Consider the following 15620-nt stretch of genomic DNA (forward strand, 5'->3'; position numbering starts at 1 on the left):
CCGTGCGCGAAAGCGGAGCGTGGTGTTCCGCAGTGCGGTGTCCCCTAGGGAGGATGCCAGGGCGCCACCGCGCCGTGTTGGCGCTGAGTGGACAGTTCTTGGCATCGCGTGCACGGGTTCGGCTTTCCCGCCCGCTCGTGCGCGCCGGGTGCTCACGGTGCGGGGTTTTCGCGCCCGTACGGCCGCCCGTACAGCCGCCCGTACGGCTACTCGCTACCCCGTCAGGGCCCGGTGGCGGTGCTCGCGGGGCGAGAGCCCGTAGGCGGCCTTGAAGGCCCGGCTGAACTCGGCGGGCCGGGGCAGGCCGCAGCGGGTGGCGACGGCGTGGACGGGCAGGGCGCGCAGCGCGGGGTCGGCCAGTTCGCGGTGGGCCTTCTCCAGGCGGCGCCGGCGGATGAAGGCGGCGACGGTCTCGCCGTCGGTGTGCCGGGTGAACAGGCGGTGCAGGTAGCTGACGGAGATGTGGTGGGCGGCGGCGATCGTGGTGGGGGACAGGTCGGGGTCGCCCAGGTTGCGGCCGATGTGGGCCCGGACGTGCTCGACCATGGCGCGCTGGCGGGTGTCGTCGGGGACGGCGGCCTCGGCGTCCAGTTCCCGGGCGAGCCAGGCGGCGACCAGGTCGACCACGACGCCGCCCAGGCGGGGGGTCTCGGCGGGGCTCAGCGCGCCGGCCTGCCGGTCGAGGCCCAGGAGGAAATCCGAGAGCAGCGCGCAGGTGCCCTCGCGGGTGGGGAAGCCGCGGCCGAGCAGCTGGTGCACCCGGTGGGCGGGCAGCGGCAGCAGGGCGGCGGGGAAGTCGATGCCCACGGCTTCGATCCGCTGGTCCTCGGGGGTCTGGGCGCGGGTGCTGAAGGCCCGCAGGTCGAAGGGGTGCGAGCTGTCGAGCATGTGGAGGTTGCCGGCGGCGAAGGTCTCGGTGCGCTCGGTGTCGCGGGTCAGGGCGAAGCCGCCGTCGAGCAGCAGGGTCAGGTGGAAGACCCCGCGGTCGCAGCGGCGCACCCGGCGGGCGGTGCGCTGGAAGCGGGTGGGTGGGAAGGAGGTGCGCAGGAGGGTCACCGGGCCCAGTTCCAGTCGGCGCATCTCGGCCCGGAAGTCGTGGGCGTGGGCGCTGGTCACCTCGCTGTCCCGGGTGCGGCCGACCAGCTCCCGCCAGTAGTCGAACCGTTCCTTCCCGGGCATGCCCTCGCTGCGGAACACGCTCTCCGTGCTCGTGGCCACTGTCCGCCCTTCCTTCCGGGGTCCTTCCCCTTCCCGCCCGGCTGGAGCCCTCCCTCCCCACCCGGCGTCACCGCTCCCTCGCGGCCGGTGACCACCGAAACCTACAAGGTCCGCTCCGGCCTCCCGCGCCCGGCCCCGGGGTTCGCCCGCCCTTCGCCGGCGCGCCGTCGCAACACCGCCGCATATCCCGCTCAACCCGCCCGCGGCCACCGGGCGTACCCGAACCCCTTATTTCGACAGTTGTTCATACAACCGTGGACTCGGTGAGCGGTCACCCTCGCCCGCCTGACCCATCCTCACTCCCGGTGCAACCGCACCGCACTGACGAGAAGTCGGGGAGCCCCCTGTTGCGCACCTCCCGTTCCACCGCCCTCGCCGCGGCCACCGTCGCCGCCACCGTGGCCGCGCTGATCCCGCTGTCCGCCACCGCTTCCCCCGCCACGGCCACGGCCGCCGCCGACGGCCCGTACCAGGGCCTGCCCAACGGCACCAAGCAGGCCAAGACCCTGGTCATCGGCGTCGACGGCACCCGCTACGACAAGCTGCTCACCGCCGACGCCCCCAACCTCAAGGCCCTGATGGCCGGCGGCATGACCGCCACCGGCAACCTCTACGCCAACCCGCTGGCCCCCACCCTCTCCGGCCCCGGCTGGTCGACCATCGCCACCGGCGTGTGGCCCGACAAGCACCAGGTCAAGGACAACGCCTTCACCGGCTCGCGCTTCGACCTCTACCCCGACTTCGCCACCCGCCTGGAGAGCGCCGACCCGGCCAACTCCACCCTGGTGATCGGCTCCTGGAACCCCATCGCCGGCAACGTCTTCAACGGCCGCGCCGACCTGCGCCTCCAGGAGAGCGAGAACGACACCAAGACCGCCGCCGACGCCGTCGACTACCTCGCCCACGGCAACCCCGACACCACCTTCCTGCACTTCGACCAGGTCGACGAGGCCGGCCACAACCACGGCGGCGCCTCCGCCGACTACCTGGCCGCCCTGCACAGCGCCGACGCCCTGGTCGGCCAGGTCCTGACGGCCGTCAAGTCCCGCCCCACGTACGCGTCGGAGGACTGGCTGGTCATCGTCACCACCGACCACGGCCACACCGACGCCGGCGGCCACGGCGGCAACAGCGCCAACGAGCGTCAGACCTTCCTGATCGCCGGCGGCGCCGGCTACACCCCCGGCTCGCGCCGCTACGACGTCAAGCCGGTCGACATCGCCCCCACCGTCCTCAAGCACGAGGGCGCGCCCATCGACCCCGCCTGGCAGCTCGACGGCCGCCCCATCGACGAGATCACCCCCGACGCCTTCGACGCGCTGCGCCCGAGCCTGCAGAGCCGCGTCGACGAGAGCGGCATCCCCGCCACCGTCAAGGGCTGGACCCACACCCCGCCGGCCGGCTGGAGCATCGACAACTCCAAGATGCCCAGCGGCGGTGTCACCGAGTGGCGCGGCTGGACCTTCGCCACCGACGAGTTCTGGACCGCCGCCGAGCTGAACCAGTCCCGCGAGACCAACGTGCGCGCCCGGGGCGTCTTCGCCGTCGCCGACTCCGACGAGTGGGACGACAAGGCGCACGGCGCCGGCCAGTTCGACTCCACCCTCATCAGCCCCGCCTACCCCGTCTCCGGCGCCGCCCGCGGCGTGCTGTCCTTCGCCACGAACTACAAGATCGACGGCCCGCAGACCGGCGACCTCTACGTCGTCTTCGACAACGGCGCCCCGCAGCTGGTCAAGTCCTACCGCGCCAACCTCAACACCGTCGAGAACCTCCCCCTCGCCATCCCCGCCGGCGCCGCCACCGCCCGCTTCCAGTTCCGCTACACCGGCACCAACAGCGCCTTCTGGACCGTCGACCAGGTCGCCTTCACCACCTCCTGACCCCCGCGAACGCCCGCGGGCCCCTGCCGCCCCGATGCGACAGGGGCCGCGCCGGCGGGTAGCTTCGATCCCGTGGACTACGGACTGGTGTCCTTCGGATCCGCGCTCGGAGAGCCGCTGGCCGTCGCGGACGCGGCCCCGCAGTACACCGAGGACACCGAACGCATCCAGGCGTACGGCTACCGCGCCATCCACCGCGCCCCGCCCGACGTCGGGCTCACCGACCTGGCCGCGAACGCCCGCGGGCCCCTGCCGCCCCGATGCGACAGGGGCCGCGCCGGCGGGTAGCTTCGATCCCGTGGACTACGGACTGGTGTCCTTCGGATCCGCGCTCGGAGAGCCGCTGGCCGTCGCGGACGCGGCCCCGCAGTACACCGAGGACACCGAACGCATCCAGGCGTACGGCTACCGCGCCATCCACCGCGCCCCGCCCGACGTCGGGCTCACCGACCTGGCCGCGGACGCCGCCCGCGCCGCCCTGGCCGAAGCCGGCACCGAGGCCGCGGACCTGGACCTGATCGTCCTCGCGATCACCGACATCCCCGAGTACCTGTACTGGGACGCCGCCGCGAGCCTCCAGGCCCGCCTGGGCGCCCACCGCGCCGAAGCCGTCCTGCTCACCCAGGGCTGCGCCGGCGGGGTCACCTGCTTCGACCTGCTCGCCGGCCGCTTCGCCACCCACCCCGACTACCGGCGGGCCCTGATCGTCGGCGCGAACCGCACCTGCGACGCCTACTGGAACCGGATGCACACCAACGCGCTGCTGTTCTCCGACGGCGCCGGCGCCGCCGTCGCCCGGCGCGGCCACCGGGAACTGCGCTGGCGGGCCAGCGAGACGATCAGCGACGGCCGCTACGCGGACCTGTTCCGGATGGACCAGGGCGGGGCCGCCGACCCCTTCCGCGGCGGCCCGGCCCCCGCACCGGCCCGCGACGCCTGGGGCCTGATGGAATTCTTCGACTACGACACCGAACGCTTCCAGGAACTCGTCGCCCTGATGAGCGAGCGCGTGCACGAGGTGATCGCCCGCGCCTGCACACGCATCGGCGCCTCCCCCCACGACCTGTCCAGGGTCGTGCTGCTCAACGACAACCGCGCCACCCTGACGAAACTCGCCGACCGCCTCGGCGTCCCCGTGGAGCGCACCAACCTCGACATCTCCCTGGAACGCGGCCACTTCGGCGCCGCCGACCACCTCCTCGACCTCCACCACCACCGCGCCGCGGGCCACTTCACCCCGGGCGACCTGATCGCCCTGGCCGGCATGGGCCGCGGCATGCACTGGGCCTGCACCCTCCTCGAATGCTGAGCGCGCCGCCCATCAACTACGGTGAACAAACGGAAGGTTGGCACTGTACATAGGCTGTTGCGAGCCAGGGGACCGTCCCTATACTGCCGTTGCCCGCCGACCAGCGCCCGGCCGCGGGCATCCGCTGCTGCGCCCGGCCAGGGCGGCCGGCCGCCTGCCCGTACGAGGGAGAACCGACATGGTCAAGCACTACCTCAAGTACGCCTTCAGCACCCTGACCGCCGCGATGTTCCTCCACATGGTCTGACCGGCCCGCTGACCCGGTAGACCCCGGCCGGGGCCGGGTGGCCCAACCGTCCGACCCTGGCCTGGGGGAATGCTTGTTCGCGACCGCACTGAGCCAACTACGCTACGCGGCGGCGATCCTGACGAACCGTCGGATCCGCCCGAAGGACCTGGAACGCCTCGCCCGCGACCTGGTCGCCACCATCGCCGAATTCGGCGAACCCGGCGAGGACTCCGCCCTGCTGCCCGGCCGCTCCGCACCCGTCGACCCCACAGTGCGCCGCGAGGTGGCCCGCCGCAGCCTGCGCGCCACCGCCACCACCGCGGCCCGCCACACCGCCCACTACCGCCGCCAGTTCGACCAACTCGACCTCGACCCCACCCAGTTGGAACCCGAAGACTGGCCCCGCATCCCCGTCACCCCCAAACAGGCACTGCGCGCCCTGCCCGCCGCCTTCGTCTCGGACACCGCCACCCCCGCCCTGATGGCCCTCACCACCGGCACCAGCGGCACCCCCACCGCCGTCTGGTTCTCCCGCGCCGAACTCGAATGCGCCATCGCCTTCAGCACCATCTCCGCCGTCCTCGGCCTGGGCCTGCGCCCACGCCACACCGTCGCCTACGCCGGCTGCTCCCGCGCCACCCTGCCCCTGGTCAACGCCGAGGAATCGGCCACCCGCGCCGGCGCCGGCTTCGTCCAGTTCGGCACCCTCACCCCCGCCGTGGCCCTCGACCGCCTCGCCGCCCCCCTCGGACTGCCCGGCAAGGACCCCCAGATCACCCACCTGACCACCTCCGCCTCCTACCTGGCCGCCCTCGTCCAGGAAGCCGAACACCACCACTGGCAACCCGGCGACTTCGGCCTCACCTCGATCAGCGTCGGCGGTGAAGTCCTCTCCGCCCCGCTGCGCCGCCGCGCCGAGGCCGCCTTCGGCGCCGCCGCCACCTCCGCCTACCTGATGACCGAGATCCTGCCCGCGGGCGCCACCCCCTGCGCCCACGGCCACCTCCACCACACCCCCGAGTTCGGCCACCTCGAAGTCCTCGACCCGCTCACCTGGCAGCCCACCGCCCCCGGCGCCACCGGCACCATCGTGCACACCCCGTACGTGCCCTACCGCGACTGCACCCTGCTGCTGCGCTACGCCACCGGCGACCTGGTCCGCCTGCCCGCCGAGCCGCCCACCTGCGAACTCGCCCACCTGCCCGCCACCTCCGAGATCCTCGGCCGCTGGAACGGCCCGCTCAGCGCCACCGTCACCACCCGCGAGATCCTCGACCTCGTCGAAGCCGAACCCCACGTCCCCCTGCCCGCCCGACACGCCCTCACCGAAGGCCCCGACGGCCCCGAAGGCCCCGCCCGCCTGCACCTGCTGGTCGACCGCCTGCCCGCCACCGCCCTGCGCGCCCGCCTGGAAGAACGCGCCCACACCGCCGGCCTGCGCCTGGCCGACATCGCGCTGTACGAGGACCGCGCCGCCATGCCGCCCACCACACCCCTGCGCGCCGACCTACGCGAACACACCTTCGAGACCTCCGGGAGGCGCTGACATGACCCCCGCCCCCGCCACCCTCGCCGCGCTCAGCGCCGCCGTCGCCACCGTGATCGCCCTCGCCGCCTGCTACCTCGCCCGCATCCGGATGCCCCGCCCCCCGGTCGGCGTCTACACCGCCGGCGACGTCGCCGCCCTGTGCACCGGCGTCGTCCTCGCCCCCCTCCTCTACACCGCCCTGCCCGGCGCCGCCGTATCCGCCCTCTTCGGCCTCGTCTGCTGCCTGGCCGTCCAGTTCACCCTCGCCCCGCTGCTCACCGGCCCCCGGTCCTGGGCCGCCGCCCTGGCCGCGACCGCCGCCACCACCCTCGCCGCCCTCACCGGCCACCCCGGCGCCGCCCGCACCGGCAGCGACCTGATGATCGCCACCGCCGTCGTCGGCGTCGCCAACCTGTGGACCCAGAGCGGCCTGCGCTCCACCCACACCGCCGCCCTGGCCGCCGCCCTCACCGCCTACGACCTGGCCGCCACCACCCTCACCGACACCACCGCCCGCTTCTTCACCCAGGTCCAGGACCGCCCCTTCGCCCCCCTGCTCGCCCTCACCGGCGGCCCCCACCCCGTCGCCGTCGGCCTCGGCGACCTGCTGCTCCTCACCCTGTACCCGCTGGTCGCCGCCAAGGCCCACGGCCGCACCGCCGCCGTGACCGCCGCCCTCACCGGCCTGGCGACCACCAGCGCCGTCAGCGCCTGCTTCGCCGCCGGCCGGCTCACCACCGGATTCCCGCTGCTCACCGCGCTCGGCCCGCTGATCGTCGCCCAGCACCTGTACTGGCGGCGCCGCTCCGGCGGCGAGCGGAGCACCGCCCAGTGGCGCACAGGCCACCCCCTTCCGCTGCCCGCACCCCGCCACACCGAACCCGCCGCCGCTCTGGCCGCCCCCGCCCCCGAGGACGCGCTCCCGGGCACCTGGCTCGCCCTCGCCGACGGCCGCGTCCTGGGCATCGGCCCCACCCCCGGCCAAGCCCGCCGCGACGCCCGCCGAAACGGCGCCGCCACCCCCACGACCGCCCGGCTGCTCTGACAGGCCGGCCGGCAACCGAGTTGATCATGGACGCCCCGCCCTGGCACCATCACCCGCACCAGACCAGGGCCACAGCAGGGAGAACAGGGTGGACACCGCTACCCGCACTCCTGGCCCAACCGGGCCGGGCGGCAGGTCACCGGCTTCCCGAAGAGCGCCCTGTGCCAGGCCTGCGACGACGGGGACCCGGCGGCCGCCGCCCTGCTCGCCCCCCTCCCGCCGACCTCGCCGCACTCACCCGCCCGTGGGTGCACGCCATCCGCCACCGCACCCCCGACCCGGCACACCTGGCCGAGGAAGCGGCCCGATGGCGCGACGGCGAACCGTGACCCGCCGGGCCGAAGCCCCCGCGCGCCGGTAGCCTCGTGCGCGTGGACCCCGAGGACCCCGAGGACCCCGCGGACGAGGAGCCCCCCACCCGCCGCAGCGTGCTCTACGAGCGCACCGGGCACATCGCCCGGGTGACCCTGAACCGCCCCCACGTGCTCAACGCGATGGACCAGCGGATGCACGCGGAACTCGGCGCCGTCTGGGACGAGGTCGAACGCGACGACCGGGTGCGCCTGGTCGTGCTCACCGGCGCGGGCGAGCGCGCCTTCTGCGTCGGACAGGACCTCAAGGAACGGGCCCGCCTCGACGCCGAGGGCGCCGAGGCGACCACCTTCGGCTCCCGCGGCCTGCCCGGCTCACCCCGCCTGACCGAGCGCTTCCACCTCACCAAACCCGTCCTCGCCCAGGTCCGCGGCTACGCGCTGGGCGGCGGCTTCGAGCTGGTCCTCGCCTGCGACCTGGTGATCGCCGCGCACAGCGCCGTCTTCGCCCTGCCCGAAGCCACCCTGGGCCTGGTCCCCGGCGCGGGCGGCGCCTTCCGCCTGGCCCGGCAGATCCCGCTCAAGGCCGCGATGGGCTACCTGCTGACCGGGCGCCGGATGAGCGCGCACCAGGCGCTGGCCTTCGGCCTGGTCAACGAGGTCGTCCCGGACGGGGAACTGGACGCCTGCGTCCAACGGTGGACGGCCGACCTGCTGCGCTGCGCGCCGCTGTCGCAGCGCGCCCTGAAGGAGGCCGTGATGCGCTCCCTGGACCTGCCGCTGGAACAGGCGTTCACCACCCGCTACCGGTGGGAGCAGGTGCGCCGCGCCAGCCAGGACGCCAGGGAGGGGCCGCGGGCCTTCGCGGACCGGCGCGACCCGGTGTGGCGCGGACGCTGAAAGGCCGGTCACCCACCGCTCTCGTTCTCGTCGTCTCCGCCGAACGCGGACTCGAACTCGTCGATGTCCTCCTGGCCCAGCGAGATCAGCGAGAAGTCCGAGGGGGTGTGCCCGCCGCCCTCGCCGGCGTGCCGCGCCAGGCCCTCCAGCACGGCCCGCCAGCGCGCCGCGAGGTCGCCGAGTTCCGCCTCGTCCAGCAGGGCGCTCGGCGACTCCAGGACGAAGGACAGCTCGGCCCCGCCCGGCAGGTCCCGCGCCGAGCCGTTGATCTCCAGCACGTGCCGCAGCGCCGCCGACGCGTCCACACCGCCGTCGGGCACCGCGTGCCCCACCGCCGGCGACCACGGCTGCGCACCCGCCGCGCCCGCGCCCGCACCCGTATCCGGGCCGGGTCCCGAACCGCCGAACCGGCCAAGGTAGTTGAACCCGACCTGCGCCGCCGCCAGCGGCTCCAGCACCGCCCGCGTGGCCGGGTTCAGATACCGCAGCAGCCCGTAGCCCAGACCGTCGCCCGGCGCCTGCCGCAGCTGCTCCTTGACCTGCTTGATCAGCCGCGCCGCGTCCGCCCCGCCCGCCCGGACCTCGGCGGTGTCGATGGCCCCGGTCTCCAGCCGCACCGGATGGACGGCCGTGAACCAGCCCAGGGTGCGCGTCAGGTCCATGTCCGCCGACAGCGGCTCCCGGCCGTGCGCCTCCAGGTCGACCACCAGGCCCTCCCGGGCCGGCCGGCCCCGCTCGCGCAGCCACTCCTGGAGCGCCGCCGCCAGCCCTGCCAGCAGCACGTCGTCGACACCCGCGTGGAACGCGGCGGGCAGCGCCCCCAGCAGCGCCTGCGCGGCCGGCGCCGCGACGGTCAGCTCCGCGCGGGACACACCGCCCGCCACGGTGTCGCGCTCCCGGTCCAGCGCCCGTCCGGCCAGCGGCGGCTCCACACGCTCCAGCACCCGCCGCCAGGCGGGCAGCTCGTCCACCGTCTGCTGCGCCCTGGCCCGCCGCGCCAGGGCGTTCGCCCAGCCGCGGAAGGAGGTGGCCTCGGCGGGGACGGCGGTGCGCGCGGCGTCGGCGCCGCCGGTCATCAGGGCGGTGTGGGCGTGGGCCAGGTCGGGCATCAGGATCCGCCAGGAGACGCCGTCGATGACCAGGTGGTGGGCGGTGAGCAGGACGAGGGCGTCGGCGTCGGGGCCGCGGTCGAAGAGCACGGCGCGCAGCATCGCCGCGCCGCGGGCATCGAGGGCGTCCCGGGAGGCGGCGGCCTGGGCGTCGATCTGGGCGGTCAGCCGGGCCTCGTCGAGGCCGGCGGCCTCCATGCGGGTGACCAGGTCGGCGGCGGCGAGGGCCGCAGGGGAGTGGGGTTCGGGGATCACCAGCTGCTCGGGCCCGTCGCCGTCCTGGTCGAGCCGGGCGCGCAGGACGTCGTGGCGGTCGATGACGGCCTGGAGGACGGCGGCCAGCGCGTCGGCGCTCAGGCCGGCGGGGGCGCTCAGCAGCATCGACTGGCTGCCCGCGTGGGCGGCCGAGCCGGTGCGCTCGGCGGTCTCGTGCATCACCGGGGTCAGCGGGGCCGGGCCCCAGGGGACGTCCCGGCCGCGCTCCTCCTGCTCGGTGTCGACCTTCTCGGCGACCCGGGCGAGTTCGGCGGGTGTGCGCAGTTCGAAGATCTGGCGCGGGGTGAGGGCCAGGCCGGCCTTGCGGGCCCGTCCGGCGAGCAGCATCGAGGTGATCGAGTCGCCGCCGAGGGCGAAGAAGGAGTCCTCCACGCCCGCCTTCTCCAGGTTCAGCACCTCGGCGAAGAGCCGGCACAGCACCTCCTCGGTGTCGGTGGCGGCCGCGCGGGTGGCGCTCTTGCCGGAGAAGACGGGCCGGGGCAGGGCGGCGCGGTCGACCTTGCCGTTGGCCGTCACCGGCAGGGCGTCCAGGACGGTCACCGAGGCCGGGACCATGTAGTCGGGCAGCCTCCCGGCGAGGTACTCCTCCAGGGCCCGCGGGTCCGGGGAGTGCTCGACCTCGGCGGGTACGACGTATCCGGCCAGGCGCTTGTGGCCGCCCTCGTCCTCGATCGCGACGACGAGGGCCTGGGCGACGTCGGGGTGGGCGGCGAGGACGGCTTCGATCTCGGCGGGTTCGATGCGGAAGCCGCGGATCTTGAGCTGCTGGTCGGCGCGGCCCAGGAAGAGCAGCTGCCCGTCGCGGGTCCACTGGGCCAGGTCGCCGGTGCGGTACATCCGGGCGCCCTCGCCTTCGCCCCGGGCGGGGTAGGGGCAGGCGACGAAGCGCTCGGCGGTCAGGGCGGCGTGCCCGAGGTAGCCGCGGGCCAGGCCCGCCCCGGCGAGGTAGAGCTCGCCGGTCATGCCGACGGGCACGGGCTTGAGGAAGGCGTCCAGGACGAGGAGCCGGGTGTTGTCCATCGGGCGGCCCAGCGGCACCGCGTCGGGGACGGCGTCGGGGTCGGTGAAGGGCAGCTGGGTGGCGAACGCGGTGGACTCGGTGGGGCCGTAGGTGGTGCGCACCACCAGGCCGGGGTGGGAGCGCAGCAGGGTGCGCACGGCGTTGGCGGAGACGACGTCGCCGCCGGTGGAGACCTCGCGGACCCCGGCGAAGATGTGCGGGGCGCCTTCGGCGAGGACCCGGAAGTGCCCGGCCGTGGCGTGGACGCTGGTCACCTTCTGGGCGGCGATCAGGCGGCCGCGCTCCACGGTGTCGAGGTCCCCGGGGGGTGCGAGCACCAGGCGCCCGCCGTGCAGCAGGGTCGTCCAGATCTCGTAGGTGGAGGCGTCGAAGGCGTGGTTGGCCTGCACCAGCACCCGCTCCAGGGTCTCGGCGTGCCAGCAGGCGTCGAGGCAGAACGCGAGGACGCTGCCGTAGGTGACCGCGACGCCCTTGGGGGCGCCGGTGGAGCCCGAGGTGTAGATGACGTACATGAGGTTCTCGGGGCGCACCGGGACCGGCTCGAAGGCGTCCTCGTCCCCAGGGCCGCGGTCCGCCTCCAGGCGCAGCACCTCGGCGGGGGCGAACAGCGCGTCGTCGGCAAGGCCGCGGCGGGCGTTCGGCCCGTCGACCAGGACGAGGGCCGCGCCGGCCTGCGCGGCCACGGCGGCGAGCCGGGCGGCGGGGTGGGTGCCGTCCATCGGCAGGTACGCGGCGCCGGCCTTCACCACGGCGAGCAGGGCGGTGACCAGTTCGGGCGAGCGTTCGGCGACCACCGCGACCAGGGTCTCGGGGCCGGCGCCGCGTGCGGCCAGGCGGCGGGCCAGGCCATCGGAGCGCCGGTCGAGTTCGGCGTAGGTCAGCTCGGTGTCGCCGGCGACCACGGCCACCGCCTGGGGGGTGCGGCGCGCCTGCCGCCGCAGGAGTTCGGCGAGGGTGGCGCCGGGCAGCTCGCGGCGCGTCCCGTCGCGGGAGCCGCCCAGGTCCTCGCGCTCGTCGCCGGTGCGCACGTCGAGGCGGCCCAGCGGCACGTTGGGGTCGTCGGCGACCTGGCGCAGCACCAGGAGCAGCCGGTCGACCAGGGTGCGGGCGGTGTGCTCGTCGAACAGGTCGGGCCGGTAGTCCAGGCGGATCTCGATGTCGTCGGTGGGGGTGACGACGACGGTCAGCGGGTAGTGGGCGGCCTCCTCGCCGCCGCCGGCGGAGACCCGCAGCCCGGCGGGGCCCCGCAGCTCGGGGGAGGGCGGCGCCCCCGGTGCCCCCGCCATCCGGGCCGGTGCGGCCGGCTCCCCGTCGGCGTCCGCCGCCGACGGCAGCGGCCCGCCGGCCTGCTCCCCGCTGCGCAGCGCGGTGCCGCCCAGGCCCTCGCCGCGCGGCGGGGCCGCGCCGGGCTCCGAGGGGCGGTCGGGGCGGGGTGTGGGGGCGGTCATCGGGCCGCGCGGGTAGTTCTGGAACACCATCAGGGTGTCGAACACGGCGCCGGGACCGCCGGCCCGCTGGATCTCGGGCAGGCTCAGCTGCTGGTGGTCCAGCAGGGCGCCCTGCTGGTCCTGCAACGCCACCATCGCCTCGCAAAACGGCCGGGACGCCTCCAGCGGCACCCGCACCGGCACGGTGTTGATGAACAGCCCGACCATCCGGTCCGCCTGCGCCACCTCGGCCGGGCGCCCGGAGACCGTCGCCCCGAAGACGGTGTCCAGGCGGCCGGACAGCTTGCCGACCAGCAGCGCCCAGGCGACCTGGAAGACCCGGTTGAGGGTGACCCCGGCCGAGCGGGCGGTCTCCCGCAGCCGCTCGGCGAGGTCGTCGCCGATCCGGTCGATCGCGTGCCGCAGCATCACCGGCGGCCCGCCGCGGTCGCCGGGGCCCACCAGGGTCGGCCCCTCGGTTCCGGCCAGCACCTCCCGCCAGGCCCGGCGCGCCGCGTCCTTGTCCCGACGCACCAGCCACGCCAGGTAGTCGCGGTAGGGCGGCACCGGCGGGAGCACCGAGGGGTCGGCGCCGTTCTCGTACAGGGCCCACAGTTCGCCGAAGACGATCGGCAGCGACCAGCCGTCCATCAGGATGTGGTGCATCGTCACCACCATCCGGTGGCGCCCGGGCCCGGCCCGCAGCAGCAGCACCCGCAGCAGCGGCGGCACCCCGAGGTCGAAGCGCCGCGCGTCGATCGCGGCCAGACGCCCGGCCTCGGCCTCGGCCTCCCGCTCGTCCAGGTCACCGAGGTCGGCGTACGTCCACGGCACCCGCACGCCCTTGGCGATCACCTGGACGGTGTCGCCGGCCGCACGGGTCCTGAAGCCGGCCCGCAGGCTCGCGTGCCGCTCCAGCAGCGCCTGCCAGGACGCCCGCAGCACCTCGGGCCGCAGCTGCCCGTCGAGGTTGAGGACGCGCTGGCCCACGTACACGTCCCGGGGCGCGTCCTGGTCGTACGAGGCGTGGAACAGCAGCCCCTCCTGCAGCGGGGACAGCGGCCACACGTCCTCGACCGTCAACTGGCTCATCATGCTCTCCGTTCGCTTCGGCCGGGGCCCGGCGCCGCGTCGGGCGGCTGCAGCCGGCGCGGTGGTCCTCCGCCGGGCGGCAGCGGGGGCAGCTGCCCGTACCCGTTCGCCGGCCCCTGCCCCGAGGACCGCGGGTCCTGCCCGGCGGTGTCCGGGTACGGCGCGGGCGGGCGGGCGAACTGGGTGCGGTACAGCTCCGCGTACAGGCCGCCCGCCTCGACGAGGTCGGCGTGGCGCCCGCGCTCCACCACCCGCCCGTCCTTGAGCACCAGGATCTGGTCCGCCTCGCGGATCGTGGACAGCCGGTGCGCGATCACCAGCGCGGTACGCCCGGCCAGCGCCGTCCACAAGGCCTTTTGCAACGCCGCCTCGGACTCCGAGTCCAGGTGCGCCGTCGCCTCGTCCAGCACCACCACCGACGGCCGCTTGAGCAGCAGCCGGGCGATCGACAGACGCTGCTTCTCACCGCCGGAGAAGCGGTAGCCGCGCTCGCCCATCACGGTGTCCAGCCCGTCGGGCAGCGCCCGCACCACGTCCCAGACCTGCGCCGCCTCACACGCCTCCACCAGCTCCGCCTCACACGCCTGCGGCCTGGCGTACAGCAGGTTGGCGCGGATCGTGTCGTGGAACATGTGCGCCTCCTGGGTCACCATCCCGACGTTCTCGCGCAGCGAGTCCAGCGACAGGTCCCGCACGTCGTGGCCGCCGATGCGCACCGTGCCCTCACTCGCCTCGTACAGGCGCGCCACCAGCTGGCTGACCGTGGTCTTGCCCGCCCCCGAGGGCCCCACCAGCGCGGTCAGCCGGCCCGCCGGTGCCCTGAAGCTCACCCCGCGCAGCGCCAGGGCCCCACCGGAGTGCTCCGGCCCCGGCAGCGACAGCGTCTCCAGCGAGGCCAGCGAGACCTCGCAGGCCGCCGGATAGCGGAAGGAGACGTCCTCGAACTCCACCTCCGGCGCCCGCCCCGCGCCCGCCGCCGGCAGCACGAGGGCATCGGCCCGCTCCACGATCAGCGGCTTCAGATCCAACACCTCGAACAATCGGTCGAAGGAGACCAGGGCCGTCAGATAGTTCGACTGCAAATTCGACAACTGGTTGATCGGACCGAACAACCGCGCCAACAACGTCGCCAACGCCACCAGCGAACCGATCTGGATCGCCCCACCCACCACCAGCTCACCCCCCACCCCGTACACCACCGCCGTCGCCAACGACGCCAACAACGTCACCGACACCAGCAGCATCCGCGCGTACACCGCGGTCACCACCCGCACATCCCGCACCCGCCCCGCCCGCTCCGTGAAACGCCAACTCTCACCCCCCGGCCGCCCGTACAACTTGACCAGCAACGCCCCCGCCACATTGAAACGCTCCTGCATCAACGAACCCAGCTCCGCGTCCAACTGCATCGACGTACGCAGATTGCGCTGCAACCGCCGCCCCACCACCCGCCCCGGCAACACGAAGAACGGCACCGTCACCAGCACCACCAACCCCACCACCCACGACAGGTAGAAGATCGTCGCCAACACCAGCCCCAGCACCACCACACTCGACAGCGCATTGGACAACAGCAGCGTCACCGCCTGCTGCGCCTCCATCACATCCGTGTTCAGCCGGCTCACCAGCGACCCGGTCTGGGTACGGGTGAAGAACGCCAGCGGCTGACGCTGCACATGCGCGAACACCTCGGTCCGCAGGTCGTAGATCAACCCCTCACCGACCCGCGCCGAACTACGGCTCACCCAGAACCCCACCAACGCCTGCACCAGCGCCAACCCCGCCACCGCACCGGCCGCCCCCGCCACCACACCCCGCTCCCGCGGCACGATCCCGTGATCGATCAACACCTTGAACAGCAACGGCGTCGAGACCGTGATCACCGCGTCCAGCACCGTCAGACTCAACAGCACCGCGATCAGAACGCGGTACGGCCGCAGGTACGGCAGGATCCGCCGCACGGTACCGGGCCGCACCTGCCCCCGCCCCGGCGCCTCCGTGCCACTACCGCCGTGCACCGTGATCAGCGGCCCCGGGCCGGCCATCATGACGCGGCGACCTCCCTGCCGTCCACGACCCGCGGCCGCTGATCGGTCCAGACACGGTCGACGTACGCCAGGCACTCCCGACGCGAACCCCGGCCGAACACGACCCGCCACCCGGGCGGCACCTGCGCGAACGCCGGCCACAGCGAGTACTGGCCCAACGCGTTGACCAGCACGAAGTACACGGCATCCGGGTCGTCGAAGGGACTGGTCATCTCGGGGTCTCC

The 15620-nt window shown here is 74.4% G+C and carries 11 protein-coding genes; 7 read left to right on the plus strand and 4 right to left on the minus strand.

From position 1 onward, the window contains the following. Positions 1-213: 213 nt before the first annotated feature. Positions 214-1179: a helix-turn-helix domain-containing protein gene (locus QWJ13_RS33960; RefSeq protein WP_432277660.1), complete on the minus strand. Its 966-nt coding sequence runs from the start codon at positions 1177-1179 to the stop codon at positions 214-216. 386 nt (positions 1180-1565) lie between these two features. Here QWJ13_RS33960 and QWJ13_RS33965 point away from each other — a divergent pair, with 386 nt between their 5' ends. The 7 genes from QWJ13_RS33965 to dpgD all read left to right on the plus strand — a co-directional run bounded on the left by QWJ13_RS33965 (position 1566) and on the right by dpgD (position 8423). After that, positions 1566-3101 (plus strand): alkaline phosphatase family protein, encoded by a 1536-nt coding sequence (locus QWJ13_RS33965; protein ID WP_316529570.1) that lies wholly within the window; start codon positions 1566-1568, stop codon positions 3099-3101. Between the two features lie 72 nt (positions 3102-3173). Further along, positions 3174-3389 carry a hypothetical protein gene (locus tag QWJ13_RS33970; protein ID WP_316529572.1) on the plus strand — a complete coding sequence of 72 codons (216 nt, stop codon included), beginning with the start codon at positions 3174-3176 and terminating at the stop codon, positions 3387-3389. 10 nt (positions 3390-3399) lie between these two features. Continuing rightward, on the plus strand, positions 3400-4410 hold the full coding sequence (locus tag QWJ13_RS33975) for a 3-oxoacyl-ACP synthase III family protein (RefSeq protein WP_316529574.1): 1011 nt from the start codon (positions 3400-3402) through the stop codon (positions 4408-4410). Positions 4411-4730: 320 nt separating this feature from the next. Continuing rightward, positions 4731-6185, plus strand: a complete 1455-nt coding sequence (locus tag QWJ13_RS33980; protein ID WP_316529576.1) for a phenylacetate--CoA ligase family protein — start codon at positions 4731-4733, stop codon at positions 6183-6185. Between the two features lies 1 nt (position 6186). Continuing rightward, entirely contained in the window at positions 6187-7212 is a 1026-nt protein-coding gene (locus tag QWJ13_RS33985; protein ID WP_316529578.1) for a hypothetical protein, read from the plus strand. A gap of 48 nt (positions 7213-7260) precedes the next feature. Continuing rightward, on the plus strand, positions 7261-7677 hold the full coding sequence (locus QWJ13_RS34465) for a DUF6300 family protein (RefSeq protein ID WP_432277661.1): 417 nt from the start codon (positions 7261-7263) through the stop codon (positions 7675-7677). Then, positions 7584-8423, plus strand: a complete 840-nt coding sequence (gene dpgD / locus QWJ13_RS33990) for an enoyl-CoA-hydratase DpgD (protein ID WP_316529580.1) — start codon at positions 7584-7586, stop codon at positions 8421-8423. The genes QWJ13_RS34465 and dpgD overlap by 94 nt, the downstream gene beginning before the upstream one ends. Before the next feature lie 8 nt (positions 8424-8431). Here dpgD and QWJ13_RS33995 read toward each other — a convergent pair whose 3' ends face one another. The 3 genes from QWJ13_RS33995 to QWJ13_RS34005 are packed head-to-tail and all read right to left on the minus strand — an operon-like array spanning position 8432 to position 15608. Continuing rightward, positions 8432-13348: a non-ribosomal peptide synthetase gene (locus tag QWJ13_RS33995; RefSeq protein ID WP_316529582.1), complete on the minus strand. Its 4917-nt coding sequence runs from the start codon at positions 13346-13348 to the stop codon at positions 8432-8434. Beyond that, complete coding sequence (locus QWJ13_RS34000) at positions 13348-15396, minus strand: ABC transporter ATP-binding protein (RefSeq protein WP_316529583.1); 2049 nt, start codon at positions 15394-15396, stop codon at positions 13348-13350. The genes QWJ13_RS33995 and QWJ13_RS34000 overlap by 1 nt, the downstream gene beginning before the upstream one ends. Further along, a complete protein-coding gene (locus QWJ13_RS34005) occupies positions 15393-15608 on the minus strand; it encodes an MbtH family protein (RefSeq protein ID WP_316529584.1) in 216 nt (71 codons plus the stop codon). The genes QWJ13_RS34000 and QWJ13_RS34005 overlap by 4 nt, the downstream gene beginning before the upstream one ends. Positions 15609-15620 lie beyond the last annotated feature (12 nt).

This window comes from Kitasatospora brasiliensis, from assembly GCF_032654805.1.
In the GTDB taxonomy this organism is placed as follows: Bacteria; Actinomycetota; Actinomycetes; order Streptomycetales; family Streptomycetaceae; genus Kitasatospora; species Kitasatospora brasiliensis.